This window comes from Desulfofundulus thermocisternus DSM 10259 (genome assembly GCF_000686645.1).
GTDB lineage: Bacteria > Bacillota > Desulfotomaculia > Desulfotomaculales > Desulfovirgulaceae > Desulfofundulus > Desulfofundulus australicus.
In genome coordinates this window covers 76,078-102,729 of the sequence record NZ_JMLG01000006.1, presented here as the reverse complement: position 1 = coordinate 102,729, position 26,652 = coordinate 76,078, and the positions used below count along the sequence as shown (strand labels likewise).

Here is a 26,652-nt window from a genome sequence, read left to right as displayed (position 1 = left end):
ATCACCTTTTACCGGGACTTGGATAAATTTATAAAATTTTTCAGGAGATTTTTCCCTACCGGTGTTAAAATGGATTCCGGGTGAAACTGGACTCCCTCCACCGGATAGTCCCGGTGCCTTAAACCCATAATTTCCCCCTGAGCAGTCCGGGCGGTAATGGCCAGGCAATCCGGGAGGGTTTCTCTTTCCACCAGCAGGGAGTGATACCGGGCGGCGGAAAAGGGGTTAGGTAACCCCCTGTAGATCCCACTGCCGTCATGGTAGACCAGGGAAGTCTTGCCATGCATGGGCCGTCCGGCCCTTACCACACGCCCGCCGAAGGCCTGACCGATAGCCTGGTGGCCCAGGCATACGCCCAGGATGGGGATGCGTCCGGCAAAGTGTTTGATTGCAGCCAGGGATATTCCTGCTTCATCTGGTGTGCAGGGACCCGGGGAAATTATAATGTGGCTGGGAGAAAGATCTTCCATCTTCTCCAGGGTTACTTGATCGTTACGGAACACCAGCACCTCTTGCCCCAGTTCCTGCAGATATTGAACCAGGTTGTACACGAAGGAGTCGTAGTTATCGATCATTATGATCACTGCACTCCCCCCTTCATCATTTAAAGAACTAATAAAGTCAAATCCGTACCGGAAAAACAAAAAGACCAGCCCACGCTGGTCCTCACCCCAAAATCTCCGAGTCGTCTCAAGCTCCCCCTGGCTCTTCCCTGCTCAGCTCAAACTCAGCTTTCAGTTGTCAAGGTCAGCTTAGCACAGGTAATTAGCGGATGTCAAGATCGTTGTATCCGGTCCGGGTAAGGCTTGCCCGGTACGTGCGGTCATGGTAATATGGGAAGTAAATACGGCTGGAAGGCTTTGACCGTCACTAAAAAATAGCTGCTATTTCAGGGGATTTTAGGCTAAAAATAATTCAAAAAGCGGACTGGAGGTTTTTTGACTTGCGAGCGCTGGTAGTACAAAATGTGGCCATTGAAGGGCCGGGTCTTTTACAGCCGGCCATGGAGAAGGAGGGCTGGCAGCTTGATATACGGGTGATGGATCAACCGGGGACACACTTGCCCGCCTCTTTAGATGGCTATGGCGCCCTGGTAATCCTGGGCGGCCCGATGAACGTCTATGAAGAGGAGTCCTACCCTTATTTAAGGCAAGTTGATCAACTGATTAAAGAAGCAATCCAAAAAAGTTTACCCGTGCTGGGTATCTGTCTTGGCGGTCAGCTGATTGCCAAGGCCCTGGGTGCACCTGTTGTCCGCAACCCGGTTCCGGAGATCGGCTGGTACAAACTCCGGCTTACCGCCGACGGTTTGAAGTCGCCCCTGTTTGCCGGTTTGCCCGCAGAGTTTTTTGTCTTCCAGTGGCACGGCGACACCTTTGCCCTGCCTCCCGGGGTTTCTCACTTGGCTGCCAGCGAGGATTGTATTAACTAGGCCTTTTCTTTAGGGCGGCACATCTTTGCCCTGCAGTTTCATCTGGAGATAAACCCGGAGATAATTAATACCTGGGTTGAAGCTTATGCCGATGAATTAGAAGAATACGGCGGTCCCGGTGCCGCCGGCCGCCTGATGCAGGAGACCGCGGCAATCTGGGAGGAATACCGGCAGGTGGCCGGGCAATTTCTGACTAACTGGATGGCTATTTTGTCGAGGCACTAAAACAGGTGTTTTCAGGTGTAAATATTCAGTAAAACCGCTATGATGAGGATGCGGCGCTGTCCGGAGCGAACGACTTGCGAAGCGCCGGTAACAGCACCCGGTGAAGCGAGGCCGCCGGCTCGGCTCTCGAGGACGCATGATGAACTACCCGGAAGAAGATCTTTTAAGACATACTGTTTCAAGAGGTAACAACGAAGAATGATTAGTGGCGGGCAATCCGCAGAGAGCCAGAGCCGGCCCGAAGCGAGCCGCGGTGCTGTCGGCGCGAAGCACTGGAGTGAGCGGGGACAGCGCCGCATCCAACCGGGTTCACTGAATATTTACCTTCAAGTTAAAATAAAACGCTAAAAAGAGAGGAAAACTTTGCCCGAACGCGAATTATTTGGGCAAAGTTTTTTGATTCCGGGAGGGATCCTTCATGGAGGTGCGTTTGGGTTCAACCTTGCTGCGCTTGATGGTGGGGGATATCACCCAGCAGGATACCGAGGCCATTGTCAACGCAGCAAACTCCAGCCTGATGGGCGGTGGGGGTGTGGATGGGGCCATTCATCGGGCTGGCGGGCCGCAAATTTTGGAGGAGTGTAAACAGATTGTTGCCCGTATAGGTAGTCTGCCTACCGGCCAGGCAGTAATGACCACCGGTGGGAATTTAAAGGCCCGTTTTGTAATCCATACCGTGGGACCGGTTTGGTCCGGGGGTAGTCGGGGGGAGGATGAATTGCTCAAAAACGCTTACTTTAACAGCCTCTCTCTGGCCGGGGATAAGGGAATCCGTTCTATTTCTTTCCCTTCCATCAGTACGGGGGCTTATCGCTTTCCTGTGGAACGGGCTGCTGTTATTGCTCTAACCACCGTTCGCGATTTTGTCCGGGAACACCCTTTCTTTGACGAAGTTCGATTTGTGCTCTTCCGGGAAGATGACTACATGGTGTACCGGAGAGCCTGGGAAAAAATATCGGGCAATAACAATCAATAGGACATTTTAAACCAGTCTTTCTGGTTATATAAAAACCCGGGTAACATTATAAGTTCCCGGGTTTGATTTTTAAGGAAGCTGTTTTGGGGGAGTTGCTTTTTGAGCGTAGTGAATCTCCTCCAGGGAATCCGGTGGGTTTACTTGCCTGTCCCGGTAAGAACACCCTTTGTTTTGACTTTGCTTCCGGTAAATAATTGTAACCATACCCTGATGGAATCGGCAATGATCAGAATAACCATGATCAGCATAACCGTAGAAATTCCGGCCAGCAGATAATTTTGCTTGGGCAGGTAGTTTATAACAATATTTTGGTAGCCAGCCGTAATGGTTGTAACGGTGAGGAATACCATGGGTATTAAGGTAGTCCAGGCATAACGGGCCTTACCCATTTTGATTAACATGGTGGTGCCAATGGCCAGGGCCATGCTTCCCAGTAGCTGGTTATTCACGCCAAACAATGGCCAGATAGTAGAAATACTGCCACCATATAACAGATATCCCCAGGCCAGGGTGAAAATACCGCTGGTCAGGATAATGCCCGGCCACCAGTTGTGATCCTTTAACGGCTTATATACCGCACCGCAAATTTCCTGCATCAGGTAACGCCCCACCCTGGTACCGGCGTCGATCAGGGTCAGAATGAACAGCGCTTCAAACATAATGGCAAAGTGGTACCAGTAACCCATTAGATGCCGTAGACCGCCAATTTTTGAGAAAATGTCGGCCATGCCTACGGCCAGGGAGACGGCACCCCCGGGTCGCCCGGCCAGGTTTTCTGATACCAGCTGGGAGAGTACGGGCAGGTCCTGTACCTGCATGCCCAGCCTGGCAAAGACCTCCGGCGGGCTGTTGATGGCAAAATAATCGGCGGCCGGCAGCACGGTGGCTGCGATCAGGGCCATCAGGGCCACAAAACCTTCCGTTAACATGGCGCCGTAACCGATGGGCAGAATGTCGGCTTCACTGCGCACCATTTTGGGTGTGGTGCCGCTGGAAACAAGGGCGTGGAACCCTGATAGAGCGCCACAGGCAATGGTGATGAACATAAATGGCCATACTTTGCCCGGGATAACCGGCCCCCCTCCGGCTACAAATTTGGTTACCGCCGGCATTTGCAGCACGGGGTTAACAATGATTACCCCTGCGGCCAGCAGCAGCATGGTACCCACTTTCATATAGGTGCTCAGGTAATCCCGGGGTACCATAAGCAACCACACGGGCAGTACAGCGGCCAGGAATCCATAGGCAGCAATTATTAGCGAAAGTTGCTGCTTATTGAGAGTTAAGAACGGGGCGAGAGCGGACTGCTGCACAACCGGCCCCAGCAACACTCCAAGAATGATTAAGGTCACGCCAATTACAGTGGCCTCAGCAATGCGTCCCGGACGTAGCCACTTAAGGTAAATGCCAATAAAAAAGGCGATGGGGATGGTTATACCCACGGTAAAGGTACCCCAGGGACTGTTGAACAGGGCGTTAACCACTGATACGCTGGCACCTGCCAGCACAATAATCAACAGGAATAGAATGGCTACAGAAGCCAGCCAGTAGGAGACATTGCCTACTTCCCGGCGGGCTATCTCGGCCAGGGATTGTCCGTCATGCCGAATAGAAGCAAATAAGATGACCATATCGTGCACTGCGCCGGCTACCACCGCACCGATGAGAATCCACAAGGTGCCGGGAAGGTAGCCGAACTGGGCGGCCAGGACGGGGCCGATTAAAGGGCCGGCACCGGCAATTGCAGCAAAGTGATGACCAAATAAAATCCAGCGGTTGGTGGGTACGTAGTCCCGGCCATCATTGTGGGCTTCCGCAGGGGTACGGCGTTTTGGATCCAGGGCCAGGACTTTTGCTGCCAGGAAAGCACCGTAAAACCGGTAGGAAAGAACGAATACCAGGGCCGCAATTATTATTAGAGTTAAGGCGCGCACAATATTTCCCTCCCTGTTAAAAACCTGTGAGACCGGCCAGTCCGTGTTACATTATAAAATCATTCAGCTACAACGGGTAACAACAAATTAACCAGCAGAATAAAAGAGTGGTTGATCGGAAATATATCTCCATAAACAGAAAAACCCCACTTTCGTGGGGTCGTGGGGATACAGAGGCCGTACTCTCCATGAATACTGATTTTACAGCGGGAGCAACCAGAAGAAAGCGCTGCCGGTTATCAAGAAACTTCCAATCCCAGTATGGATTTTAATTCTTTCACCTGGCTTTTACTGACTGGAATTTGAGATTTTTTAGCGTCGCTCATTACCAGCCAGTAGGTACCTTTGAACCAGGGCAAGACCCCCTGAACATGGTTCAGGTTGACCAGAAAACTTTTGTGTACCCGGAAAAAACCTTCGCTTTTTAACCGTGCCTCCAGTTCGGTCATGCTGCCAGTAAAAGTACAGGTATCGCTGGCAGTAAATACCTGGACACTGCCATTTTTGGCCCGGCCGAAGATTATATCCCGGTAATCCAGGAGCCTGATCTCCCCGTTTTTTTCCACGGGCAATTTTTTAATTCGCTGTTTTTTCCCTCCCAGAAGCTCATTCACCTGTTCCACGGCTCTGGTCCAGTCTTCAGAGCGTTTGCGCAATTCTCCAATGCGTTTAATAGTTTTGGAGAGCCTCTCTTCTTCGAAGGGTTTTAAAAGGTAGTCCACTGCACCAAGTTCGAAAGCTCTAACAGCATACTCGTCGTAAGCGGTGGCAAATACCACCAGGGGCGGGTGCGGAAAGGAAAGCATATGCCTGGCGGCTTCATATCCGGACATCCCGCGCATTTGAATATCGAGGAATACCACATCGGGTTGAGTTTCCCTGACCAGTTTAATCGCTTCCTGAGCGTCTTCTGCTTCACCTGTTACGCGGCATTCCGGGTAATTTGAAAGCAGGTATTTTAGCTCGTCCCTGGCCAGAGGTTCATCGTCAACCACAACAGCTGTAAAGGGCATCATCCTTCACCTCTTGATAACTATTTTCCTGCGGAAAACGCAGGGTTACCTTCGTTCCCTGGCCGGGTATACTTATTATTTTCAAAGCATATTCCGGCCCGTAAAGTGCCTTCAGTCGCTCATTTACGATGGACAATCCCAGACCATGTCCCCGGCCATAACCCGGGAGCAGTATTTTATCCAGCTCTTCGGGTGAAATACCCACTCCATTATCTTCTATGGTCACGATCACTTCTCCGGGATAACTTCTGGCCAGGATCTTAATACTCCCGCCTTCTCTTTTGGGCTGCAGGCCGTGCTTGATGGCATTTTCTACCACCGGCTGCAGGGTGAAAGCGGGAACGGGGCAGTTGAGCGCTGCAGGGTCTGCCATCAGTGCTACTTTGAGTTTATCTCCGTAGCGGGTTCTTTCAATGGCCAGGTAGGTATCGACATGGGCCAGTTCTTCCGCCAGGGGGATGGGAGCATCGTCTTTCCGCAAGCTGTAGCGTAAAAAACTGGCCAGTTTAATTAATAGTTCCCGGGCTTTTTCCGGCTTTGAGCGAACCAGGGAGACGATTGTATTTAAGGCGTTAAACAGGAAATGAGGATGGACCTGGGCCTGGAGAGCCTTAAGTTCTGCCTGAGCACGCAACCTGGCTTCAGATTCCACTTCAGCCAGTTCCAGCTGGGTGGAAAACAGGTGGGCCAACCCCCGGGCCAGTTCCAGCTCTACCGGCGTAATGCTGTTTTCACGGTCATGGTAGAGCTTTAAAGTTCCAATGGTTACTTCCCGTCTTTTAAGAGGTACCACCACTGCCGAAGCCAGGCGGCAACTCTTTTCCTGGCAGCCTATTTCATCTCTTTTTTGAGCTACCTGTACCTCACCGGTAGACAGTGCCTTTAAAGTGGCACTGGTTAAAAAGGGATTTCCCGGGTGATGGTGATCGCTGCCCATACCCACATGGGCCAGGATTTCCCTGTCGTTGGTAATGGCCACAGCGGCCAGCTTGACAGAGTTATAAATAATGCGGGCCGTCTGTTCTGCTGACTCCCTGTTTAGTCCGTGCCGTAAAAAGGAGAGGGTCTGGGTAGCTATACGCAGAGCCTGCTGAGCCTGACAGGCGGCTATGCGTTCCCGCTGTTCGGCAGCGGTTTTAACAATAACCATAAAAATGGCCACTCCAATGGAGTTAACAATGATCATGGGCAAACCGATAATCTTTACCAGGGCCCATGCTTCACTAAAAGGATGGGCAGTTAACAGGATAATAACCATTTGCAAAGTTTCCCCAGCCAGCCCGGCTACCAGAGCTATAAACCAGGGAATCGGGCCGCGGCGGTAATAATGCTGTACCAGCCCGCCCAGGATGCCTTCAAGCACAGCAGCCAGGGCGCAGGAGAAGGCGGTGAAACCACCAAGCAGGTATCGGTGTATTCCGGCAATTAGCCCTGCCCCTGCTCCCACCACAGGACCGCCCAGGAGTCCAGCAACCATAACACCTACCACCCGTGAATTGGCCAGGGCATCATGAATGGGTATAGCTGCGTAAGTGCCTATAATGCCCATGCCACCCAGGGCTATGGTCAACAGTAGCTTATCCCGCGGGGTTAGCTGCCGGGATAAAATGCGACCCAGGGCCGGCGTACGGGATAGAATAAAGGCTGCTGTAGCCACCATACTTAATCTATAAGCCAGGATAAGGGTTATGGACCAGGACATTGCCGATTCCCCTTTCTGATTTGCTTAATCGACCTGTCCGGAACCAGTATAGCATAACTCGACTTGCCGGTACAGGATGACCTGCAAAAACCAGACCTGAAATGGGGGAAAAGCCGGGAAACTGGTTCTTGACATTCATTTTGATTTTGTATATTCTTTTTACAAGTGACAATAAGGTCCTTTAAGTCGGTCCCGCGAGGCCGGCAAGGAATATAGGCCATAGATTGGAATTGCGACTATGCCTGCTTGCCGGTGGCGAGCAGGTATTTTTATGGGCGGGAGGGGGAAGGTTAATGAAACATAAGGTCCAGATCCTGGATAAGGAGGGTATTCGACGGGCGTTGACCCGGATAGCCCATGAGATTATTGAGCGTAATAAAGGGACCGAGGATCTGGCCCTGATCGGCATTCGCCGGAGAGGGGTGCCTCTGGCGGAAAGGCTGGCGGCGAAGATCCGGGAAATTGAGGGGAGTGTCGTTCCTGTTGGGACTCTCGACATCACCCTCTATCGGGATGACCTGAATACCAGAGACCAGCAGCCGCTGGTACACCGGACTGAGGTGCCATTTTCCGTTACTGAGAAAAAAATCGTCCTGGTGGATGATGTAATATATACCGGCCGCACGATAAGGGCAGCCCTGGATGCCATCATGGATCTGGGCCGGCCCCGGGTGATACAGCTGGCGGTTCTTATCGACCGGGGACACCGGGAACTGCCTATCCGGCCCGATTACGTGGGGAAGAACGTGCCTACTTCCCGGCGCGAAATTGTTGAGGTTTGCTTGCAGGAAACCGATGGTGAGGAAAGGGTGCTTATTTTGGAAAAAGATTAAATAATTCCGGTGCCGTCTTTTAAGTAACGGTCCAGAGAGGCCGGCAAGGAGGGCACATCCGGTGGTGCATGCCGGCCTCGTTCAGGTACTCAAACCGGACGGGGCTTTTATTTTGGGAATTTCGGAGGTCTCGCAGCATGACCTGGAAACGCAAGGATGTTCTTGGCCTGCAAAACCTGTCGGTGGAAGAAATTGAAGTAATCCTGGATACCGCAGTTTCCATGAAAGAGGTTTTGGGGCGTACTATTAAAAAGGTTCCCGCTTTAAGAGGACGGACGGTGGTAACGTTATTTTATGAGCCCAGTACCCGTACCCGGACTTCCTTTGAACTGGCCGCCAAATATTTAAGCGCTGATAGCGTTAACCTGTCAGCTTCGACCAGCAGTGTGGTTAAAGGAGAAACCCTGAAGGATACCGCCCGCACGCTGGCGGCTATGGGTGCAGATGTGGTTGTCCTGCGCCACCCTATGGCCGGAGCCCCTAACCTGCTGGCTGAGACCATTCCTGCAGCAGTTATAAATGCCGGGGATGGTACCCATGAGCATCCCACCCAGGCTCTTCTGGACATGTTTACAGTACGGGAAAAGTTGGGGAAATTGGCTGGCCTGAATGTAGCCATCATTGGAGATATCCTGCACAGCCGGGTAGCTCGTTCCAATATATGGGGTTTTACCAAAATGGGAGCCCGGGTACGTATTTGTGGTCCCGCTACCATGATCCCTGCCAGCATAGAAACCATGGGCGTGGAGGTATATACACGGGTAGAAGAGGCTCTGGAAGGCGCTGATGTGGTAATGATGTTACGCATCCAGCTGGAAAGACAGCAACAAGGTCTTTTCCCCAGCCTGCAAGAGTACACCCGTTTATTTGGCCTGAACCGGCAAAGACTGGCCCTGGCCCGTCCCGGAGCTCTGGTTATGCATCCCGGGCCAATCAACCGGGGGGTGGAAATATCACCGGAGGTGGCTGACGGGGTTAATTCAGTAATTACTGAGCAGGTAACCAATGGAGTGGCTGTACGCATGGCTTTGCTTTACCTGCTGGGTGGAGGGGGGATACCGGTTGCATAAGTTACTGCTTAAAGGTGGCCGGGTGGTTGATCCCGCTGCCGGTGAGATTTTCCCCGCGGATATTTTAATCGTAAAGGGAAAGATTGCCGCTATTGGACAGGGCCTGGAAGCTGGTGAGGGGACTGTCATCGATGTTGGAGGCAGGCTGGTATCACCGGGTCTAATCGATATGCATGTTCATTTCCGGGAACCGGGTTTTGAGGCCAAGGAAACTATTGCTACAGGCAGCCGGGCAGCTGCCCGGGGAGGATTTACCGCCGTGGCCTGTATGCCCAATACCGATCCGGTGGCTGATAACCGGGCAGTCATTTCCTATATCAGGGCCAGAGCTGAACAAGCGGGTTTGATAAAAGTATACCCCGTAGCAGCTCTTACCCGCGGCAGTCGGGGTGAAGAGCTGACGGAAATGGCCGATTTGAAGGAGGCCGGGGCAGTGGCATTCTCCGATGACGGTCGCCCGGTATCCAGTGCAGCCGTTATGCGTCGTGCTATGCAGTATGCCCGGATGGTAGGGTTGCCTGTAATCTCCCATTGTGAGGAACCAGCCCTATCTGCCGGTGGTGTGATGCATGAAGGTTATATGTCTACCGTCTTAGGGTTGCCCGGCATACCGGCTGCTGCTGAAGAAATCATGGTTGCTAGAGATATTATCCTTTCCGAGCATACTGGTTGCCCCCTGCACATTGCCCACGTCAGCACTGCTGGATCGGTGCGTTTGATCCGCGAGGCCAAGGCCCGGGGAGTACCGGTGACTGCAGAGGTCACGCCCCATCATTTCACTCTTACCGACCGGGCGGTGGCCGGTTATAATACCAGCGCCAAGGTCAATCCTCCCCTGCGCACGGAGGAGGATGTGGCAGCGTTGAAGGAAGCTCTGGCCGACGGTACCATTGACGTCATTGCCACCGACCATGCCCCTCATACGGTGGAAGAAAAGGATGTTGAGTTCCAGCTGGCCCCCTTCGGCATGGTGGGGCTGGAAACCGCTGTCGGTCTGGTCTGGACGGAGCTAGTGATACCAGGAGTTCTGAGTCCGGTAGAAGCCATCCGCAAACTGACAGTAAATCCAGCCCGCATCCTGGGACTGCAGGATGGTGTGATTAGAGTTGGTGCCGATGCCGATATTACCATAATTGACCCCGGCCTGACCGAGGTGGTAGATCCCTCTACCTTTGCCAGTAAAGGGCGGAACTCCCCCTTTAGTGGGAAGAAGTTGCAGGGGCTCCCCGTAGCCACCATCGTCAGGGGGCGGTTGATCTATGACCGCGGGTTGCTGGCGGTAACCTGAAGCAGGGCGACCCAAATAGGCAAATAATCACCAGATGGAGAGGTGTTTCGATAGTGCAGGCCATTTTAGCTCTGGAAGATGGAACGGTATTTACCGGTCGGGCCTTTGGAGCGAGGGGGGAGAGATGGGGAGAGGTGGTTTTTAATACCGCCATGACTGGTTACCAGGAAATCCTCACCGACCCATCTTACTGCGGCCAGATTGTGGTGATGACCTATCCTTTGATTGGTAACTACGGTATCAACCGGGAGGATTTCGAATCAAAAAAATCATTTGTAAGAGGTTTTGTGGTACGCGAAGAGTGTGATCGTCCCAGCAACTGGCGGGCCAGTTATCGCCTTTCCGATTTCCTGGCCCGGGAGGGAGTGGTGGGTATTTCCGGCATTGACACCCGTGCCCTGACCCGCCATCTGCGTAATCGGGGAACAATGCGGGGGGTTTTGAGCACGGAATGTGACGACCCCGCCCTGCTGGTGGAAAAGGCCAGGCAGTGTCCCCATCTTACAGGGCAGGAACTGGTACTTGAGGTGGCCACAAAGGAAGTCTTTACTCTGGAAGGTAAAGGGTACCGTGTGATTCTAATAGACCTCGGTTCCAAATTAAATATTATCCGCCATTTACAGGAGCGGGATTGTGAGATAGTGGTGGTACCTCCTACCGCTACGGCCCGGGAAATAATGGCCCTGGAACCCGATGGCATTCTTTTATCCAATGGTCCCGGTGACCCCATGGATGTTCCCTATGCCATCAAGACTATTAAAGAATTGATAGGTCAGTGCCCAATATTTGGTATTTGCCTGGGTCACCACGTAATCGCCCTGGCCCTGGGAGCCAGGACCTATAAAATGAAATTTGGTCACCGGGGAGCCAATCATCCGGTTAAAGATTTGGGAACAGGTAGAGTCTATATTACCTCCCAGAATCATGGTTTTGCTGTGGCTGAAGATTCTCTGGCCGGTTTACCTGTGGAAATCAGCCATCGTAATTTGAACGACGGTACAGTGGAGGGTATCAGGCACAGGGAGCTACCGGTTTTTTCGGTGCAGTATCACCCCGAGGCTTCTCCAGGACCGCGGGAATCGGCTTACCTTTTCGACGAGTTCATTCAATTAATGCAGCGGAGGAAGTGAGAACATGCCGTTGAAAAAAGGACTGCGCAAGGTAATGGTTATAGGTTCCGGACCCATAGTTATTGGCCAGGCAGCAGAATTTGATTACGCCGGCACTCAGGCCTGCCGTGCTCTGCGGGAAGAAGGTCTGGAAGTGGTGCTGGTAAACAGTAATCCGGCTACCATTATGACCGATACCAACATGGCTGACCGGGTCTATATAGAACCACTGACGCCCGAGTTTGTTGCCCGCATTATCCGCAGGGAAAAACCGGACGGTTTGCTACCCAGCCTGGGGGGGCAGGTGGGGCTAAATCTGGCCCTGCAGCTGGCCAATATGGGAGTCCTGGAGGCTGAGGGAGTGCAACTTCTGGGTACTCCCCTGGAGGCTATTCGCCGGGCGGAGGACCGGGAGGAGTTTAAGGCTACCATGGAGCGCATTGGTGAGCCGGTACCGGAAAGCATTATCGCCAGCAGTGTTGAGGAGGCAGAAGCTTTTGCCAGGGAAATAGGTTTTCCTCTGGTGGTACGCCCGGCCTACACCCTGGGGGGTACAGGCGGGGGTATGGTCTATAACCGCGAAGAACTCAGGGCCACGGTAACCAAAGGCTTAAAAGCCAGCATTATTCACCAGGTGCTGGTGGAAAGAAGCGTTGTAGGCTGGAAAGAAATTGAGTTTGAGGTAATGCGGGATAGCGCCGATAACTGCATCATCATCTGCAGCATGGAAAATATTGACCCCATGGGCATTCATACGGGGGACAGCATAGTGGTTGCCCCCGTGCAGACCTTGAGTGACAGGGAATTTCATATGTTGCGTACTGCCTCGCTGAATATCATCCGCGCACTGGGGGTAGAGGGGGGTTGCAACATCCAGTTTGCCCTGGATCCCGGCAGCTATAAATATTTTGTTATTGAGGTCAACCCCCGGGTATCCCGTTCTTCGGCCCTGGCCTCCAAGGCTACGGGTTATCCTATTGCCAAGGTTTCCAGCAAGGTTGCTGTGGGTTTGACCCTTGACGAGATCAAAAACGCAGTTACCGGTAAGACCTATGCCTGTTTTGAACCCTCCATAGACTACGTGGTGTTGAAATTCCCCCGCTGGCCCTTTGACAAGTTTGTTCTGGCCGATCGTACCCTGGGCACCCAGATGAAGGCTACGGGGGAAGTTATGGCCATAGATCGGACCCTGGAAGGTGCCCTGTTGAAAGCAGTGCGTTCTCTGGAAATCGGCCTGATGGGTCTTCTGGTTCCGGAAATGAAACAGTGGAGCGATGAAGAAATTGAAAACAAGTTGTCCCGGGCTGAAGATATGCGCCTGTTTGTAGTGGCCGAGGCATTGCGCCGGAGAATGCTTCTGGATAGGGTTCATGCCTTAACGGGTATTGATCGTTTCTTCCTTAACAAAATCCAAAATATTGTACAGCTGGAACAGGAAATCCACAGCCGGGGACCGGCGGCATTGACGCCGGAATTACTGCGCCGGGCCAAGGAAATGGGTTTTGCCGACGCTTACCTGGCCCAGATTACTGGCCTGAAAGAGGCGGAGATCAGAACTTTACGGGAGGATTGTGGAATCAAGCCGGTCTATAAAATGGTGGATACCTGCGCGGCTGAGTTTGAAGCCGTGACTCCATATTACTATTCCTGCTACGATAAAGAGGATGAAGCAAATAACAGCAACGTACGAAAAGTGGTGGTTCTGGGATCGGGTCCAATCCGTATCGGCCAGGGTATCGAGTTTGACTACTGCTCGGTTCATTCCGTATGGGCGCTGCGGGAAGAAGGCGTAAAGGCGGTCATTATTAACAACAATCCGGAAACAGTGAGCACCGACTTTGATACTGCTGACCGGCTTTATTTTGAACCCCTGGTTCTGGAGGACGTATTAAATATCCTGGAAAAGGAGCGTCCCGAGGGGGTAATTGTCCAGTTTGGCGGCCAGACGGCCATCAACCTGGCTGTTCCCCTGGCCAGGTACGGTATACCTATTTTGGGTACCTCGGTAGAAGATATTGACAGGGCGGAAGACCGGGAGCGTTTCGATCAGCTGCTGGTGGAACTGGGGATTCCTAAGCCTCCGGGCAGGGCGGCTTTTTCCGTGGAAGAAGCAGTAAACATAGCCCGCGAAATTGGGTTTCCCGTCCTGGTCAGGCCTTCCTATGTTCTGGGTGGCCGGGCCATGGAGATTGTCTATAACCGTGAGGAACTGCTCAGCTATATGGCCAACGCCGTTAAGGTTACTCCCGAACACCCGGTACTGGTAGATAAGTACTTGCAGGGCGAAGAACTGGAGGTAGATGCTATATCCGACGGGGAAACGGTGTTAATTCCGGGGATTATGAAACATATCGAGCGGGCTGGCGTTCATTCCGGGGATAGCATAGCCGTTTACCCGGGTAATGGAATTACCGCAGAAGTAAGGGAACAACTGGTGGATTATACTACCCGACTGGCCCGGGCGTTAAACGTACGGGGAATGATTAATATCCAGTATGTGCTTTATAACGGCCAGGTTTACGTACTGGAGGTGAACCCGCGGGCCAGCCGTACAGTGCCTTATATGAGCAAGATTACCGGCATACCCATGATCAGGCTGGCCACAAAAGTAATTTTAGGGCGCAAGTTAAGGGAACTGGGATACGAGGGTGGACTCTACCCGGAGAGCCGTTATTTTGGTGTCAAGGCGCCTGTGTTCAGCTTCGCCAAGCTGCTTCAGGTGGATATATCCCTGGGACCGGAAATGAAATCTACCGGAGAGGTTATGGGGGTGGATACCAGCTATCCGGCAGCTTTGTATAAGGCTCTTCTGGCAGCAGGCTACAATATTCCCCGTAACGGTACCATTCTGGCTACCATTGCGGACAAGGATAAAGAAGAGGCTTTGCCTGTTATCAAGGGATTGGCTGGCCTGGGGTATAATATCTGTGCCACTGCCGGGACGGCGGCCTTCTTGCGGGAGAACGGTCTGGAAGTGGAGAGGGTGAACAAGGTGCGGGAAGGTTCACCCCACATTGTGGATCTCATCCGGGCAGGAAAAATTCATCTGGTCATCAATACTCTTACTCGCGGGAAAGCGCCGGAGCGGGACGGTTTTCGCATCCGCCGGGCCGCCGTGGAGCATGGCGTACCATGCCTGACCTCCCTGGATACTGCCCGGGCCATTCTGGAAGTGCTTGTTTCCATCAGGGATGGTGCGGATATGAAAATTATTCCCATCCAGGAACTGGCCGGCCCGGCTCCGCTACCTGAGCCTGCTGCCTAACCCAGGTATCTCACGGTAACAAAATTAATTGCAGGAGGAAACCCGGTAATGGCAACTGATATAACTGCCAGGATCATAAAACAGGAGCAGGTGGGGTTGGGGCAGTACCGGATGACCCTTTATGCTCCTGAGATAGCTTCTCGTGCTGTGCCGGGCCAGTTTGTATATATACGCTGTAGCGGCAGCCTGGATCCCCTGCTGCGCCGCCCGCTAAGCATTCACGGGATAAACCGGGAGAGAGGAGAATTACTTCTTCTTTATCAAGTAATAGGAAGAGGTACTTCCTTACTGGCTGCTAAAAGACAGGGGGAGCAACTCGCGGTTATGGGACCCCTGGGTCGTGGTTTCACCCTGCCGGAACCGGGGCGGCGGGTAATTCTGGTTGGTGGAGGTATTGGTGTGGCTCCCCTTGTTTTTTTGGGAAACGAGCTGGTTCAGAGAAAAAACCCGGTCCTTTTGCTGGTGGGAGCCCGCAGTATCCACCATCTACCCCTGGGAAGAGAAGGGGGAAATAACGTTCCCTTTGATGTGACCATAGCCACTGATGATGGTTCCTGCGGCTACCACGGGCCGGTGACGGATTTACTGGAAAGGGCGCTGGCCGGCAGAGAGGTAGACATGGTTTACGCTTGCGGTCCAGGTGGTATGTTGCGCCGGACGGCTATGCTTATGGCCCGCTATGGCCTGCCCGGGGAATTTTCCCTGGAGGAGCGTATGGGTTGCGGGGTGGGGGCTTGCCTTTCCTGCGTGTGCAAAACTACCGGTGAGGGAGAAAGACCCTTCCGGTACCGCCGGGTGTGTGTGGAAGGACCGGTTTTTAGAGCCGACCAGCTGGTATGGGATTAGGAGGAATGTATTAATGGCTAAGCCCAGCCTTGCCGTGGATGTTGCCGGCATCAGGATGAAAAACCCCGTGACCACAGCCTCGGGTACTTTTGGTTTTGGTTCCGAGTATGCTCCTTTTGTTGATTTAAACCGCCTGGGAGCTATTGTAGTCAAGGGAACCACCCTTAACCCCCGTCCGGGGAATCCTCCTCCGCGTATTGTGGAAACACCGGCGGGCATTTTAAATTCCATAGGTTTACAAAATCCCGGTGTGGAACATTTTATTGAAGTAGCCCTGCCCTACCTGAGGCAGTTTGACCTGCCGGTGATTGTGAATATTGCCGGGGACACGGTGGAGGAATATGCCGCCCTGGCGGCCAGGCTGGATGGGGTGCCGGGGGTAGCGGCGCTGGAAGTAAATATATCCTGCCCGAATGTTAAAAAAGGCGGGCTGGCTTTTGGTGCTGATCCCGGCTCGGCTGCAGCAGTTGTGCAGGAGGTAAAAAGTGCTACCCGCCTTCCGGTGGTGGTCAAGCTATCTCCCAATGTGACCAGTATTGTCCAGGTGGCGGAAGCGGTGGTGAAAGCAGGAGCCGATGCCCTGTCCATGATTAATACGCTCCTGGGGATGGTCATAGATATTCGCCGCCGCCGTCCGGTCCTGGCCAACGTTGTGGGTGGCCTGTCCGGCCCGGCTATCAGGCCGGTGGCGGTTCGGGCGGTTTGGCAGGTTTACCGGGCTTTGAAGGTGCCCATTGTGGGCATGGGTGGCATCGTTACGGCCGGCGATGCCCTGGAATTTATCATGGCCGGTGCTACCGCCGTAGCCGTAGGAACAGCCAACTTTATCAATCCCCGGGCTACCCTGGACATTATAGAGGGGATCGAAAGATTTTTGGAGGAAGAAGGTATAAAAGATATCCGGGAATTAATTGGAGCGGCTCACAGGTAGTTTTGAAATTAATGTAATGTAAGGAGGGTTTTTGTGCATATTTCCGAGGCCAGGGAAAAATTAATCGTTGCCCTGGATGTGGATTCTGCGGAACAGGCTTTGAAGCTTGTTGAGCGGCTCAAACCGTGGGCGGGCCTGTTTAAAGTTGGTATGGAGCTGTTTTACAGTCAGGGGCCGGTTATAATAAATGAATTGCGCCGGCGGGGAGTAAAACTGTTCCTTGATTTAAAGTTACACGACATTCCCAATACCGTGGCTCGTGCAACCCGCGTACTCACCAGGCTGGGTGTGGCCATGTTTAACGTTCACGCTGCCGGTGGGCGGGCTATGATGCGGGCGGCGCTGGAGTCCTGCCAGGAAGAGTCGGCTAAACTTGGTCTTTCCCGGCCGCTGGTTCTTGCTGTTACTGTTCTTACCAGCATCGATCAGCTTGCTTTTAATCAGGAGCTTGGTTTTTCGGGGCCGGTTACCGATAAGGTGGTAGCCTGGGCACTTTTGGCCCGGGAATGCGGACTGGATGGTGTAGTGGCTTCGGCTCACGAAGCCGGGGCTATCCGCCGCCTTTGCGGGCCGGACTTTATAATAGTTACCCCCGGTATTCGTCCTTCCGGTACTGCTGGTGGCGATCAGAAACGAATCGTGACTCCTGCAGTTGCTCTCGCCGCCGGGGCCAGCCACCTGGTAGTAGGTCGTCCCATTATTGCTGCGCCCGATCCCGCGGAAGCAGCCAGATTTATTTTGGATGAGATGATTGCGATATAACAAAGGGGTGGCTATTTACAAACAGCCCACCCCTGCCGCCTTTATCCCTGAATCATTGCCCGTTCGGCTCTTTCGATGGCCAGCCGGACCAGGTTTCCGCAGTCCCGTGAGGAAACGCTTCCCCAACCTTCCCTGCGTACCAGATCGGCTACTCCCAGTTCTTCGGCCAACTCGTATTTCAGCCTTTCGGACATCAATCCTTTACGCCTTCTGTCCATTAGCCTGCCTCCTTTTAAAAGCGGCATGACTGATAGGATAAGGCGGCATTATTAATATGCAATTAATCCAGGCGCATCATTCCTGGTAAGAATTTAAAGGTTTGGGGTGAAAAGCTTTGCTCAATCATGAGGAAATTTTATCGATTTTTAAAAAAACCGGCGCCATGCTTACCGGTCATTTTGTGTTAACCTCCGGGCGTCATAGCGATCGTTATTTCCAGTGCGCCCGGGTACTCGAATACCCCCGCTACTGCGAATTGTTATGCAGGGAGCTTGTCCGTAAATGGGGGGATGGGGAACTTGCAGGCGTGGAAACCGTTATTGGCCCTGCCCTTGGTGGCATACTGGTATCCTATGAAGTAGCCCGGGTTCTGGGGGCGAGAAGCCTGTTTACTGAAAGGGAGAACGGGATAATGACGCTGCGCAGGGGGTTTACCCTGTCACCCGGGGAACGGGTGCTGGTGGTGGAGGATGTAATTACTACTGGGGGTTCGGTACGGGAAGTGATTGCCGTAGCCAGGGAGGCCGGCGCACAGGTGGCCGGGGTTGCCGTACTTGTCGACCGCAGTAATGGGAATGCAAATCTGGATGTACCCCTTCGAGCTCTGTTGACCATTCCGGTGGTTACCTATAGCCCGGAGGAATGTCCTCTTTGCCGTGAAGGTATTCCGGCGGTCAAGCCCGGGAGCCGCCACCTCTCCGGCGCTGGCGGAACTCCGAAGGGGTAACTCCTTCACGTTTCTTAAAAACTGCGGTGAAGTAGCTGTTATTATTAAATCCCACTGCACTGGCAATCTGGTCGATGGTTTTATCTTCGGCCAGCAGCAGGGCCTTGGCCTCGTTTACCCGGACTTGGGTAAGATAATCTATAAAACTCTGGCCCGTTCGCTGTTTGAACAGGCGGCTTAAATAGGCCGGGCTTAAATGAACCTGATTGGCCACCTGGGAAAGGCTGATGGGCTTGTTATAATTGTTATGGATTAGCTCCTTCACCTGGCGGATGATGTTCTGGTCTGTACTGGATGCCTGTTCCTGCAGCCAGTGGATATATGTATGGATAACGTTTTCCACCCAGCGGTACAGGTCGCCGGGGGAGTTAAGAAGGGTAATCTGCCGGGCAAGTTCGTTTTGCTGAGATGAAAGGTTTACCTTGCCTTCCTCCGGTTTCAAGAGAGCCTGACCGGCCATAATTAAAAACTCAAAGGCAAAAGTTGCTATTTGCCGGGGAGTGGGGTGCTTTATTTCGCTTAAAAATGTATTTACCAGATCATAACCTATTTGGATTGCTGCTTCCCGGTCCAGGAGTTTGATGGCGCTCACAAGTGTAGTGGCCTGTGAATACAGAGGAGGTGCGGTGTAGAGTATTCCCTCTATGTCCGAAGCTTTTTGAGCCAGCTGGGATGTAATTTTTTTCAGGCAGGTGAAAAGTTCTTCCGGCTGCACGGGTTTTAGAAGATAATCGGCTACTTTATTTTTGATGGCTTGCTGCGAGTAGGAGAACTCCCCGTAAGCGGTAATAATAATTACCTCTACGGAGGGGTTTTTTTCTTTTATGAGCCGGGTGGCCGTAAGGCCATCCATTCCAGGCATTTTAATATCCATGAGGATGATATCAGGCTGAAGAAGCTCAGCCAGTTTCACTGCTTCCCTGCCGTTTGCTGCTTCACCAACCACGGTTACGGGCAGGCCCGTATTTTCCACCAGGTGACGCAAAAATGCACGTTCCAGCTCTTCGTCTTCGGCTAACAGGATTTTATACACGAAACCTTCCTCCTGCACGTTAAAGAGAATCAGCTTGCTTCAGTTGTTATTTTGGGCAGGTAAAAGGGTAGTTTTAAAGATACCTTTGTCCATCCCGGGCGGCTAGCGAGATTAATCCCGTACTGGGGACCGAAGTAAAGTTTTATTCTTTCGTTTACATTTTGAAGGCCGATTCCCCGCGTCACATCCGGTTTCAACTGGTTTTGATCATTGAATTGAGCCAGTATTTGGGGAGGGATGCCCACACCATCATCGATAACGCTGAGCTGGCAGATCCCACCCTCCATTTCTCCGGTTATAATCAGGTGCCCCGGTCCTTCTTTGGGTTCCAGCCCGTGAATACAGGCATTTTCCACCAGTGGTTGCAGGCTTAAAAATGGTACCGCTAATTCCTGCAGATTCTCCGGTACATCAATGGTTACATTTAGCCGGTTGCCCAGGCGAGTTTGCTGGATAGTTAAGTAACTTTGCACGTATTTCAGTTCTTCGCGTAAGGGTACCAGTTCTTTGGACTGGTGAAGATAACAGCGGAGCAGGTTGGATAAGGCGTAAAGTGTTTCCAGAGCTTTCTGGTTTTTGTTTAAACTGACCAGGCTGGTTATGGTGCTCAAGGTGTTAAAGAGAAAATGGGGTTTGATTTGTGCCTGGAGGTTTTTCAACTCGGCCAGACGCAGGGATTTTTCCAGTTCTGCCCGGATTCTGGCTTCGTGCATGGTACGCAGCTTCTCGTGAGCCTCTTTTTCCTGGATTTTGGCCCGGTAAATTAGCTCGGCTATATAATTGGCCACATATTGAATCAGCTGGGAAATAGCCTGGCATTTATCGGCGGTGATGACTTGAATTTCCTTGAAACCGCGTACCAGTTCCCGCTGGTCCAGCCCCAGGTCGGCTGTTGCCCGGAGCATTTGCTCCACGTCTTCTTCATCCGGCGGGGCCAGATGTATCTGGCCACAGGTGATGGAACCCCAGAACTGCCCATCCACCACCAGAGGTACGGCTATCAGGGTTCCGCCGGCGTGGCAGGTGCCGAAGCATACTTCTCCCGTGGCTGCTGTACGGAATCCTATCTCAGCGTTGGAGCGGATACATCTTTTTAGCCCCTCGGTTGTGGAGCGAATGGCGGCACAAAAACCGTAAAAGAAGTTGTGTTTTACTACCGGGTTACCATATACATCGTTTATGTCAATAGTAATGTCTGTCGCCCTGGTAAAACATTCTACTATTTTAATAAATTTAACTTTGTCAATTAAGTGGGATAAATTTTCCGGGCTGAGTATCATGAAATAATCTCCTCCGTGCATTATTATAACAACTTTTCTTCCCATTGTACCATGAAGGTTTTTTCATTTCTGGAGGAGTCAAAAATGTTTTATTTGGGGACAAAATAATTATATTGACTTCCAGATCCTGCACGTTTCCCGTTAAAAATACAAAAAAACAAGAATTATACCTGTCAAGGTCAGAGAAATAAATTGTCGAAAATCTAATTTAAGTCTTATCAATCAAATCATTCTTACGGGGGAGGGGAGAAGCGGGAAGAACACCTGAATTAACATTTCGGATTATGAACCGGTGCTTATTTTTATGACGGGAGGTTAAATTAGCAATATGCTGGACAAAAACAATGAAGGTTTGCATCGCGGGTTAAAAGAAAGGCATATTCAGCTTATTGCTATTGGTGGAGCTATTGGTGTGGGGCTCTTTCTGGGTTCGGCCACGGCCATAAAAACTGCAGGACCTGCCCTTGCGTTCTCCTATTTAATCGGTGGGCTGGTTATCTTCATTATCATGCGTGCCCTGGGAGAGCTGGCAGTTGCTTATCCGGTGGCAGGTTCTTTCAGTGCTTACGCCAATAATTTTTTAGGTCCCCTGGCCGGTCATGTAACCGGCTGGACTTACTGGTTTATGTGGGTTGTTACCTGTATGGCTGAGATAACTGCCGTGGGGATTTACGTACAGTTCTGGTTCCCTCAAATTCCCCAGTGGCTATCGGCTTTAATTGCCCTGGTGGCCATGACGGTGGTTAATTTAATCAACGTTAAAGCTTATGGCGAATTTGAGTTCTGGTTTGCTCTGATTAAAGTGGTGACCATTATTGCTATGATCATCCTGGGTGCAGGCATGATTTTTTTGGGTTGGGGTAATCATGGCGAGCCCGTTGGTATAAGCAATCTATGGTCCCATGGTGGTTTCTTCCCTCATGGTATCGAAGGGGTAGTTATGTCCCTGGTAATGGTAATGTTTGCTTATTTAGGGGTCGAGCTCATAGGCGTCACTGCCGGTGAAGCCGAGAGCCCGGAAAAAAGTATTCCCGCTGCCATTGATAAGGTACTGTGGCGGATCCTGATATTCTATGTTGGCGCTTTACTGGTGATAATGGCTATTTATCCCTGGAACGAAATAGGTACCAAGGGTAGCCCCTTTGTGTTAACTTTTTCTAAAATTGGTATTCCAGCAGCTGCAGATTTAATTAACTTCGTGGTTATGACTGCAGCATTATCATCATGTAACAGTGGTTTATTCAGTACCGGGCGCATGCTTTATAATCTGGCCCTGCAGAAAAATGCTCCTCCCGTATTGGGGAGACTTTCCAAACACGGCATTCCCTACGTCGGTATACTGGTTTCCTCGGCTTTCCTTCTAGTGGGTGTGATTTTAAATTATCTGGTACCGGCCAAAGTCTTCATTTACATTACCAGTGTGGCCACCGTTGGTGCCCTTTATATTTGGGGAATTATCCTGGTGGCAGAAATGAAATTCCGTCAATCACTATCACCGGAGGAATTGGCCAGGGTAACATACCGCACCCCCCTGTGGCCCTATGCCTCCTGGGTGGCGCTGGCCTTTCTGGCTTTCGTACTGGTTCTGATGGCCTTTGATTCGGGTACCCGTATAGCCCTCTATGTGGGTCCAGTCTGGTTCATATTGGTCATAGCATCTTATTATATCTTCGGTATGCACAGGCGCAACCAGGAGGGTAGCGAAGCGTTACAATTTACTCCGGCCAATGCCAGAAGATGAGTTTAAACGGACAGGTTAAAAAGGCAAATTTGCAACAGGGTTGGGCAAAAAAACGTCAAGGTTATACTGTTAACTGAAAGAAGAATATTTAGGGAGGACCTTCAGAGCAGGTCAAAATCGGCGACATTTACAGGGAGGTAGACGGAATGATTGTTGGTGTGCCTAAAGAAATTAAGGATAACGAGAACAGGGTCGGTATTACTCCCTCTGGTGTGCAGGCTCTGGTTCAGGCGGGGCACCAGGTGGTCATTGAGGCCGGTGCAGGTCTGGGCAGCGGTATTACAGATGAAGAATACGTAGCTGCCGGGGCACGCATTCTGCCCACCAGGGAAGATGTTTATGAGCAGGCCGATATGATTATGAAGGTTAAAGAACCCCTTCCGGCGGAATATGATTTATTCAAAGAAGGCCAAATTCTTTTTACTTACCTGCACCTGGCTCCCGAACCGGAACTGACAAAAGCTTTACTGGCCAGGAAAGTTACAGGCATTGCCTATGAAACCATTCAAACCAACCGGGGAACTTTGCCATTGCTTATGCCTATGAGCGAAGTAGCCGGTCGTATGTCCGTTCAAATTGGGGCCCAGTTCTTAGAGAAACATTACGGCGGCCGGGGAGTGCTCCTTGGGGGGGTTCCCGGTGTACCTCCAGCTAAAGTGGTTATTATCGGCGGCGGTACAGTGGGTACCAATGCAGCAAAAATTGCCGTGGGTATGGGGGCAGATGTAACTATTATTGATAAAAACGTGGAGCGTTTGCAGTACCTCGATGATATTTTTGGCTCCCGCATTAAAACCCTTGTATCCAGCAGCTATAATATTATGGAAGCCGTAAAAGATGCCGATCTGGTCATTGGGGCAGTGCTCATTCCTGGAGCCAAAGCTCCCAAACTGGTTACAGAAGAAATGGTTAAAGCCATGCAACCCGGTTCTGTTATTGTGGACGTAGCCATAGATCAGGGCGGCTGTGTGGAAACCGCTGACCGGGTGAGCACCCACTCCAACCCGACTTACGTCAAACACGGAGTTATTCATTATGCTGTGGCCAACATTCCCGGTGCCGTTGCCCGGACATCTACTTATGCCCTAACCAATGTCACTATACCTTACGCTTTAGAGCTGGCCAATAAGGGCGTGGCTCGGGCCGTTAAAGAGGACATCGCGCTGGCCAGGGGCGTTAACGTAATTGACGGTAAGGTAACATACAAGGCTGTTGCCGAAGCCCTGAATTTAGAATACACTCCTCTGCATGAATTGATGGATGTGCCGGTAGATTTAATGCGTATTGCTTGAGGCCGTACTTGTATGTCGTAGTCCGAAGCAGTAAAATGATAATAGCGGGCCTCTCTTCCGAGAGGCCTCCTGTGTTATAACAGCCAATTTTTTAATAACTTTATGTGTAGTTATATACAAACATAAAGGGGTCCTTTAAATGAATGCTGGAAGTTATGACAACGTTCGCCCTGTTTGGGCCGAGGTGAATTTGGGAGCTATAGCTCATAACATACGGGAAATCCGGAAATTGATCCAACCCGGGACGAAACTGATGGCCGTGGTCAAGGCGGATGCCTACGGTCACGGGGCCATACCCGTAGCCCGGGTAGCTCTGGCCAGTGGTGCCCAGTACCTGGCCGTGGCTATCCTTGACGAAGCCCTGGCTCTTCGCCGGGAAGGTATAACTGCCCCTATTTTAATCCTGGGCTATACCCCTCCGGAACAGGCCTGCATATTAGTGGAGTATGATTTGACCCAAACCGTATTTTCCCTGGAGGTTGCCCGGGCCATTTCTGCCGCCGCCGAAACAGCGGGGAAAATTGTTCGAGTGCATATAAAGGTGGATACGGGGATGGGCCGTATAGGTGTCTTCCCTGATGAAGCGCCGGAGTTTGCAGAAGCTATTTCCCGGCTGCCGGGCATTTTTATTGAAGGGGTCTATACACACATGGCCTGCGCCGATGAACGGGACAAAACCTACACCTACTGGCAGTTCAGGCGCTTTAAAGAGGCACTGGCCGGTATTAAAGCCCGGGGGTTAACCATACCGCTTAAGCATGTGGCCAACAGTGCCACCACCCTGGATTTACCGGAAATGCATCTGGATATGGTACGGACGGGTATTATTATGTACGGCCTGTGGCCTTCTTCAGAGGTAAGGCGGGTGATCGATTTAAAGCCGGCCATGCAATTGAAGGCACGGGTAGCATATATTAAACGGGTGCCGGCCGGTACATCTATCAGCTACGGCCGCAAGTTTACCACCAACAGCCCCTCGATTATTGCCACTCTCCCCCTTGGCTATGCCGATGGCTGGTCCCGCCTGCTGTCCAATAAAGCCGAAGTATTAATTCATGGACAGAGGGCACCGCTGGTAGGTCGGGTGTGCATGGACCAGTGTATGGTGGACGTAACCCGAATTCCGGGGGTGCAGCCGGGGGACGAAGTCGTTCTCTTCGGAGTGCAGGGGGAGCAGTTTTTGCCCGTTGAGGAAGTGGCTTCCCATATAGGCACAATTAATTATGAAATGGTATGTATGATTAGTAAGCGGGTACCGCGTATTTATCTTAATGCTTGATACTGATACGGGCCGGGTTAAACCCGGCCCAATTTGCAGTTTTGTAGGCGACGGTTATCCGGGAACTGCTTCCCAGGAGCAAGGTAATTCTGGTTGACTTGAGGAAAAGGTTTTTGTATATTATTTGTTAACCAAACATTTACCTATGGTTAACGATAGGGGGGATAGAATTTTGCGGTTGTCGGTAAAAGAAATGGTTCTGGTGTCCATGTTTGCCGCTTTGACGGCAGTGGGAGCTTTCATTAAGATTCCCATTCCTTATGTGCCCTTTACCCTGCAGTTTCTCTTTGTCCTTTTTGCCGGGCTTTTGTTGGACAAGCGGCTGGCTTTTTTGAGCCAGGTAATCTATCTTGCCCTGGGATTGGCCGGACTGCCCATTTTTGCCCAGGGTGGCGGCCCGGCCTACGTGCTACAGCCCACCTTTGGTTACCTGGTGGGATTTGCCCTGGGCGCTTACGTTATCGGGGCGGTTGTAGAAAGGGTAAGGGAGAAGGGAGTACCCGGTTATTTTTTGGCCAGTATGGCCGGGCTCGTGGTGGTTTACGTCCTGGGAGTGATCCACCTGTACATAATTTTAAATTACGTGGTGCAAAAACCCTTCACCCTGGCCCAGGCGGTATGGTTTGGAGCCATTGTCTGTGCACCGGGAGATCTGTTTTTATCCCTGGTAGCCTCCCTGGTTGGCGGCAGGGTATATAAGACACTACAATCCGTCAATCCAGTCCACCGGGAGGTGTTTTAATGGGCAGGGGATATCTGGTTACCGGTACTGATACCGGTGTGGGCAAGACAGTCATCACCGCCGCCCTGGTGGGGGTCTGGCGTCGCCGTGGAATTAATGCCGTAGCCATAAAACCGGTACAGAGCGGGGCAGTTGAGGCCAACGGGCGGTTAGTCCCCGAGGATGTAGTTTTTTACCGTCATGTGGCCGGCCTGCCCCAGTCCATAGATGAGCTGAACCTTTATCGTTTTACCCCTGCAGTTTCCCCTCACCTGGCCGCAAAGCTTTCAGGGGAAAGAGTTGAACCATCACGGGTGGTGGATTTTTGCCGGGAAGTGCTTCAACGCTACGAGCTGGTCCTGGTAGAGGGGGCCGGGGGGTTGTGTGTGCCCCTTTCCGGTCCCGACTTTACCGTGGCCGACCTGGCCCGGGAGCTTTCCCTGCCCCTGCTGGTGGTGGCCCGCTCCGGGCTGGGCAGCATCAACCATACCGTGCTGACCGTAGCCTATGCTCAAAACAGAGGTCTTCCCGTGGCCGGAATAATTATTAACGGCCTAAAAGCGGGGGAGGCGGGTCCTGCGGAAAAGGACAACCCGGGGATTATTGCAACTATGACCGGCGTGCCCGTGCTGGGGATAGTACCCTACCTGCCGGGGGTCAGTGTGGAAAAGGGGAGCGCTGACGGGCTGGTGGAGACAGTGGAAAACACTGTGGTCTGGGAGGATTTGGTTCCCCGGATTTGCAGGTGCACTAGTACAGGATAAAAGTACTTACTTACTCCCTGCATGACACTTCAATCAAATGAGGAAACGTTGCCGCTTAAAATGGGCGAGTGGATCCAGCACTCACCAGGATTGCTGGCTCTTTTCGAAACCCGATTTGCCATTTAAACCTGGAACGCCGGGAGTATAGTCATATTTTGGTGAGTGCTGGGCGGCAGCCAACTGGGCAATATCCAGTCTATTTCTTCCGGA

General features: G+C 51.9%; 23 protein-coding genes. 16 read left to right on the top strand and 7 right to left on the bottom strand.

Going from position 1 to position 26,652, the window contains the following annotated elements:
• Positions 1-8 precede the first annotated feature (8 nt).
• Complete coding sequence (locus tag BR83_RS0107190; protein ID WP_027356522.1) at positions 9-584, bottom strand: anthranilate synthase component II; 576 nt, start codon at positions 582-584, stop codon at positions 9-11.
• A gap of 359 nt (positions 585-943) precedes the next feature.
• Here BR83_RS0107190 and BR83_RS15290 point away from each other — a divergent pair, with 359 nt between their 5' ends.
• Positions 944-1,432 carry a type 1 glutamine amidotransferase gene (locus BR83_RS15290; protein ID WP_242839644.1) on the top strand — a complete coding sequence of 163 codons (489 nt, stop codon included), beginning with the start codon at positions 944-946 and terminating at the stop codon, positions 1,430-1,432.
• 643 nt (positions 1,433-2,075) lie between these two features.
• Positions 2,076-2,633, top strand: a complete 558-nt coding sequence (locus tag BR83_RS0107180) for an O-acetyl-ADP-ribose deacetylase (RefSeq protein ID WP_027356521.1) — start codon at positions 2,076-2,078, stop codon at positions 2,631-2,633.
• A 137-nt stretch (positions 2,634-2,770) separates the two neighbouring features.
• Here the strand turns inward: BR83_RS0107180 and BR83_RS0107175 are convergent, their stop codons facing one another.
• From BR83_RS0107175 to BR83_RS0107165, 3 genes are all read right to left on the bottom strand, one after another.
• The gene (locus tag BR83_RS0107175; RefSeq protein ID WP_027356520.1) at positions 2,771-4,567 is read right to left on the bottom strand and encodes a carbon starvation CstA family protein; all 1,797 of its coding nucleotides are present in this window, start codon (positions 4,565-4,567) and stop codon (positions 2,771-2,773) included.
• 239 nt (positions 4,568-4,806) lie between these two features.
• On the bottom strand, positions 4,807-5,580 hold the full coding sequence (locus BR83_RS0107170) for a LytR/AlgR family response regulator transcription factor (protein ID WP_084327090.1): 774 nt from the start codon (positions 5,578-5,580) through the stop codon (positions 4,807-4,809).
• Positions 5,555-7,282: a sensor histidine kinase gene (locus BR83_RS0107165; protein WP_027356518.1), complete on the bottom strand. Its 1,728-nt coding sequence runs from the start codon at positions 7,280-7,282 to the stop codon at positions 5,555-5,557. The genes BR83_RS0107170 and BR83_RS0107165 overlap by 26 nt, the downstream gene beginning before the upstream one ends.
• 293 nt (positions 7,283-7,575) lie before the next feature.
• Between BR83_RS0107165 and pyrR the strand changes: the two genes are divergently transcribed.
• The 8 genes from pyrR (at position 7,576) to pyrF (ending at position 17,386) form a co-directional block, all read left to right on the top strand.
• Entirely contained in the window at positions 7,576-8,115 is a 540-nt protein-coding gene (gene pyrR, locus BR83_RS0107160; protein WP_027356517.1) for a bifunctional pyr operon transcriptional regulator/uracil phosphoribosyltransferase PyrR, read from the top strand.
• Between the two features lie 137 nt (positions 8,116-8,252).
• Positions 8,253-9,185 (top strand): aspartate carbamoyltransferase catalytic subunit, encoded by a 933-nt coding sequence (locus tag BR83_RS0107155; RefSeq protein ID WP_027356516.1) that lies wholly within the window; start codon positions 8,253-8,255, stop codon positions 9,183-9,185.
• Positions 9,178-10,473, top strand: a complete 1,296-nt coding sequence (locus BR83_RS0107150; RefSeq protein ID WP_027356515.1) for a dihydroorotase — start codon at positions 9,178-9,180, stop codon at positions 10,471-10,473. The genes BR83_RS0107155 and BR83_RS0107150 overlap by 8 nt, the downstream gene beginning before the upstream one ends.
• A gap of 53 nt (positions 10,474-10,526) precedes the next feature.
• A complete protein-coding gene (gene carA / locus BR83_RS0107145; RefSeq protein ID WP_027356514.1) occupies positions 10,527-11,603 on the top strand; it encodes a glutamine-hydrolyzing carbamoyl-phosphate synthase small subunit in 1,077 nt (358 codons plus the stop codon).
• A gap of 4 nt (positions 11,604-11,607) precedes the next feature.
• Positions 11,608-14,847: a carbamoyl-phosphate synthase large subunit gene (gene carB, locus BR83_RS0107140; protein WP_027356513.1), complete on the top strand. Its 3,240-nt coding sequence runs from the start codon at positions 11,608-11,610 to the stop codon at positions 14,845-14,847.
• A gap of 48 nt (positions 14,848-14,895) precedes the next feature.
• Positions 14,896-15,693 carry a dihydroorotate dehydrogenase electron transfer subunit gene (locus tag BR83_RS0107135; RefSeq protein ID WP_027356512.1) on the top strand — a complete coding sequence of 266 codons (798 nt, stop codon included), beginning with the start codon at positions 14,896-14,898 and terminating at the stop codon, positions 15,691-15,693.
• A 13-nt stretch (positions 15,694-15,706) separates the two neighbouring features.
• Positions 15,707-16,624: a dihydroorotate dehydrogenase gene (locus BR83_RS0107130; protein ID WP_027356511.1), complete on the top strand. Its 918-nt coding sequence runs from the start codon at positions 15,707-15,709 to the stop codon at positions 16,622-16,624.
• A 33-nt stretch (positions 16,625-16,657) separates the two neighbouring features.
• Positions 16,658-17,386, top strand: coding sequence for an orotidine-5'-phosphate decarboxylase (gene pyrF / locus BR83_RS0107125; RefSeq protein ID WP_027356510.1), 729 nt, complete (start codon positions 16,658-16,660; stop codon positions 17,384-17,386).
• A 41-nt stretch (positions 17,387-17,427) separates the two neighbouring features.
• Here pyrF and BR83_RS0107120 read toward each other — a convergent pair whose 3' ends face one another.
• The gene (locus BR83_RS0107120) at positions 17,428-17,604 is read right to left on the bottom strand and encodes a small, acid-soluble spore protein, alpha/beta type (RefSeq protein WP_027356509.1); all 177 of its coding nucleotides are present in this window, start codon (positions 17,602-17,604) and stop codon (positions 17,428-17,430) included.
• Between the two features lie 116 nt (positions 17,605-17,720).
• Here BR83_RS0107120 and pyrE point away from each other — a divergent pair, with 116 nt between their 5' ends.
• Positions 17,721-18,332 carry an orotate phosphoribosyltransferase gene (gene pyrE / locus BR83_RS0107115; RefSeq protein WP_027356508.1) on the top strand — a complete coding sequence of 204 codons (612 nt, stop codon included), beginning with the start codon at positions 17,721-17,723 and terminating at the stop codon, positions 18,330-18,332.
• On the opposite strand, the gene BR83_RS0107110 is transcribed toward pyrE, so the two are convergent.
• Together BR83_RS0107110 and BR83_RS15285 are read right to left on the bottom strand one after the other, a co-directional pair.
• On the bottom strand, positions 18,280-19,365 hold the full coding sequence (locus BR83_RS0107110; RefSeq protein ID WP_027356507.1) for a response regulator transcription factor: 1,086 nt from the start codon (positions 19,363-19,365) through the stop codon (positions 18,280-18,282). The genes pyrE and BR83_RS0107110 overlap by 53 nt on opposite strands.
• Before the next feature lie 29 nt (positions 19,366-19,394).
• Positions 19,395-20,645: a sensor histidine kinase gene (locus BR83_RS15285; protein WP_051618000.1), complete on the bottom strand. Its 1,251-nt coding sequence runs from the start codon at positions 20,643-20,645 to the stop codon at positions 19,395-19,397.
• Positions 20,646-20,973: 328 nt separating this feature from the next.
• Between BR83_RS15285 and BR83_RS0107100 the strand changes: the two genes are divergently transcribed.
• The 5 genes from BR83_RS0107100 to bioD all read left to right on the top strand — a co-directional run bounded on the left by BR83_RS0107100 (position 20,974) and on the right by bioD (position 26,442).
• Entirely contained in the window at positions 20,974-22,386 is a 1,413-nt protein-coding gene (locus tag BR83_RS0107100) for an amino acid permease (RefSeq protein WP_034634691.1), read from the top strand.
• A 146-nt stretch (positions 22,387-22,532) separates the two neighbouring features.
• On the top strand, positions 22,533-23,678 hold the full coding sequence (gene ald, locus BR83_RS0107095; protein ID WP_027356505.1) for an alanine dehydrogenase: 1,146 nt from the start codon (positions 22,533-22,535) through the stop codon (positions 23,676-23,678).
• Positions 23,679-23,817: 139 nt separating this feature from the next.
• Complete coding sequence (gene alr / locus BR83_RS0107090) at positions 23,818-24,957, top strand: alanine racemase (protein WP_027356504.1); 1,140 nt, start codon at positions 23,818-23,820, stop codon at positions 24,955-24,957.
• 172 nt (positions 24,958-25,129) lie between these two features.
• Complete coding sequence (locus BR83_RS0107085; protein ID WP_027356503.1) at positions 25,130-25,699, top strand: biotin transporter BioY; 570 nt, start codon at positions 25,130-25,132, stop codon at positions 25,697-25,699.
• Positions 25,699-26,442, top strand: a complete 744-nt coding sequence (bioD, locus tag BR83_RS0107080) for a dethiobiotin synthase (RefSeq protein WP_027356502.1) — start codon at positions 25,699-25,701, stop codon at positions 26,440-26,442. The genes BR83_RS0107085 and bioD overlap by 1 nt, the downstream gene beginning before the upstream one ends.
• Positions 26,443-26,652 lie beyond the last annotated feature (210 nt).

Bases quoted from the DNA above. Each gene is read 5' to 3' on its own strand.
- BR83_RS0107180 (WP_027356521.1), top strand. From the start codon at position 2,076: ATGGAGGTGCGTTTGGGTTCAACCTTGCTGCGCTTGATGGTGGGGGAT.
- BR83_RS0107170 (WP_084327090.1), bottom strand. From the start codon at position 5,580: ATGCCCTTTACAGCTGTTGTGGTTGACGATGAACCTCTGGCCAGGGAC.
- BR83_RS0107165 (WP_027356518.1), bottom strand. From the start codon at position 7,282: ATGTCCTGGTCCATAACCCTTATCCTGGCTTATAGATTAAGTATGGTG.
- pyrR (WP_027356517.1), top strand. From the start codon at position 7,576: ATGAAACATAAGGTCCAGATCCTGGATAAGGAGGGTATTCGACGGGCG.
- BR83_RS0107155 (WP_027356516.1), top strand. From the start codon at position 8,253: ATGACCTGGAAACGCAAGGATGTTCTTGGCCTGCAAAACCTGTCGGTG.
- carB (WP_027356513.1), top strand. From the start codon at position 11,608: ATGCCGTTGAAAAAAGGACTGCGCAAGGTAATGGTTATAGGTTCCGGA.
- BR83_RS0107135 (WP_027356512.1), top strand. From the start codon at position 14,896: ATGGCAACTGATATAACTGCCAGGATCATAAAACAGGAGCAGGTGGGG.
- BR83_RS0107130 (WP_027356511.1), top strand. From the start codon at position 15,707: ATGGCTAAGCCCAGCCTTGCCGTGGATGTTGCCGGCATCAGGATGAAA.
- BR83_RS0107120 (WP_027356509.1), bottom strand. From the start codon at position 17,604: ATGGACAGAAGGCGTAAAGGATTGATGTCCGAAAGGCTGAAATACGAG.
- BR83_RS15285 (WP_051618000.1), bottom strand. From the start codon at position 20,645: ATGATACTCAGCCCGGAAAATTTATCCCACTTAATTGACAAAGTTAAA.
- BR83_RS0107100 (WP_034634691.1), top strand. From the start codon at position 20,974: ATGCTGGACAAAAACAATGAAGGTTTGCATCGCGGGTTAAAAGAAAGG.
- ald (WP_027356505.1), top strand. From the start codon at position 22,533: ATGATTGTTGGTGTGCCTAAAGAAATTAAGGATAACGAGAACAGGGTC.
- alr (WP_027356504.1), top strand. From the start codon at position 23,818: ATGAATGCTGGAAGTTATGACAACGTTCGCCCTGTTTGGGCCGAGGTG.
- bioD (WP_027356502.1), top strand. From the start codon at position 25,699: ATGGGCAGGGGATATCTGGTTACCGGTACTGATACCGGTGTGGGCAAG.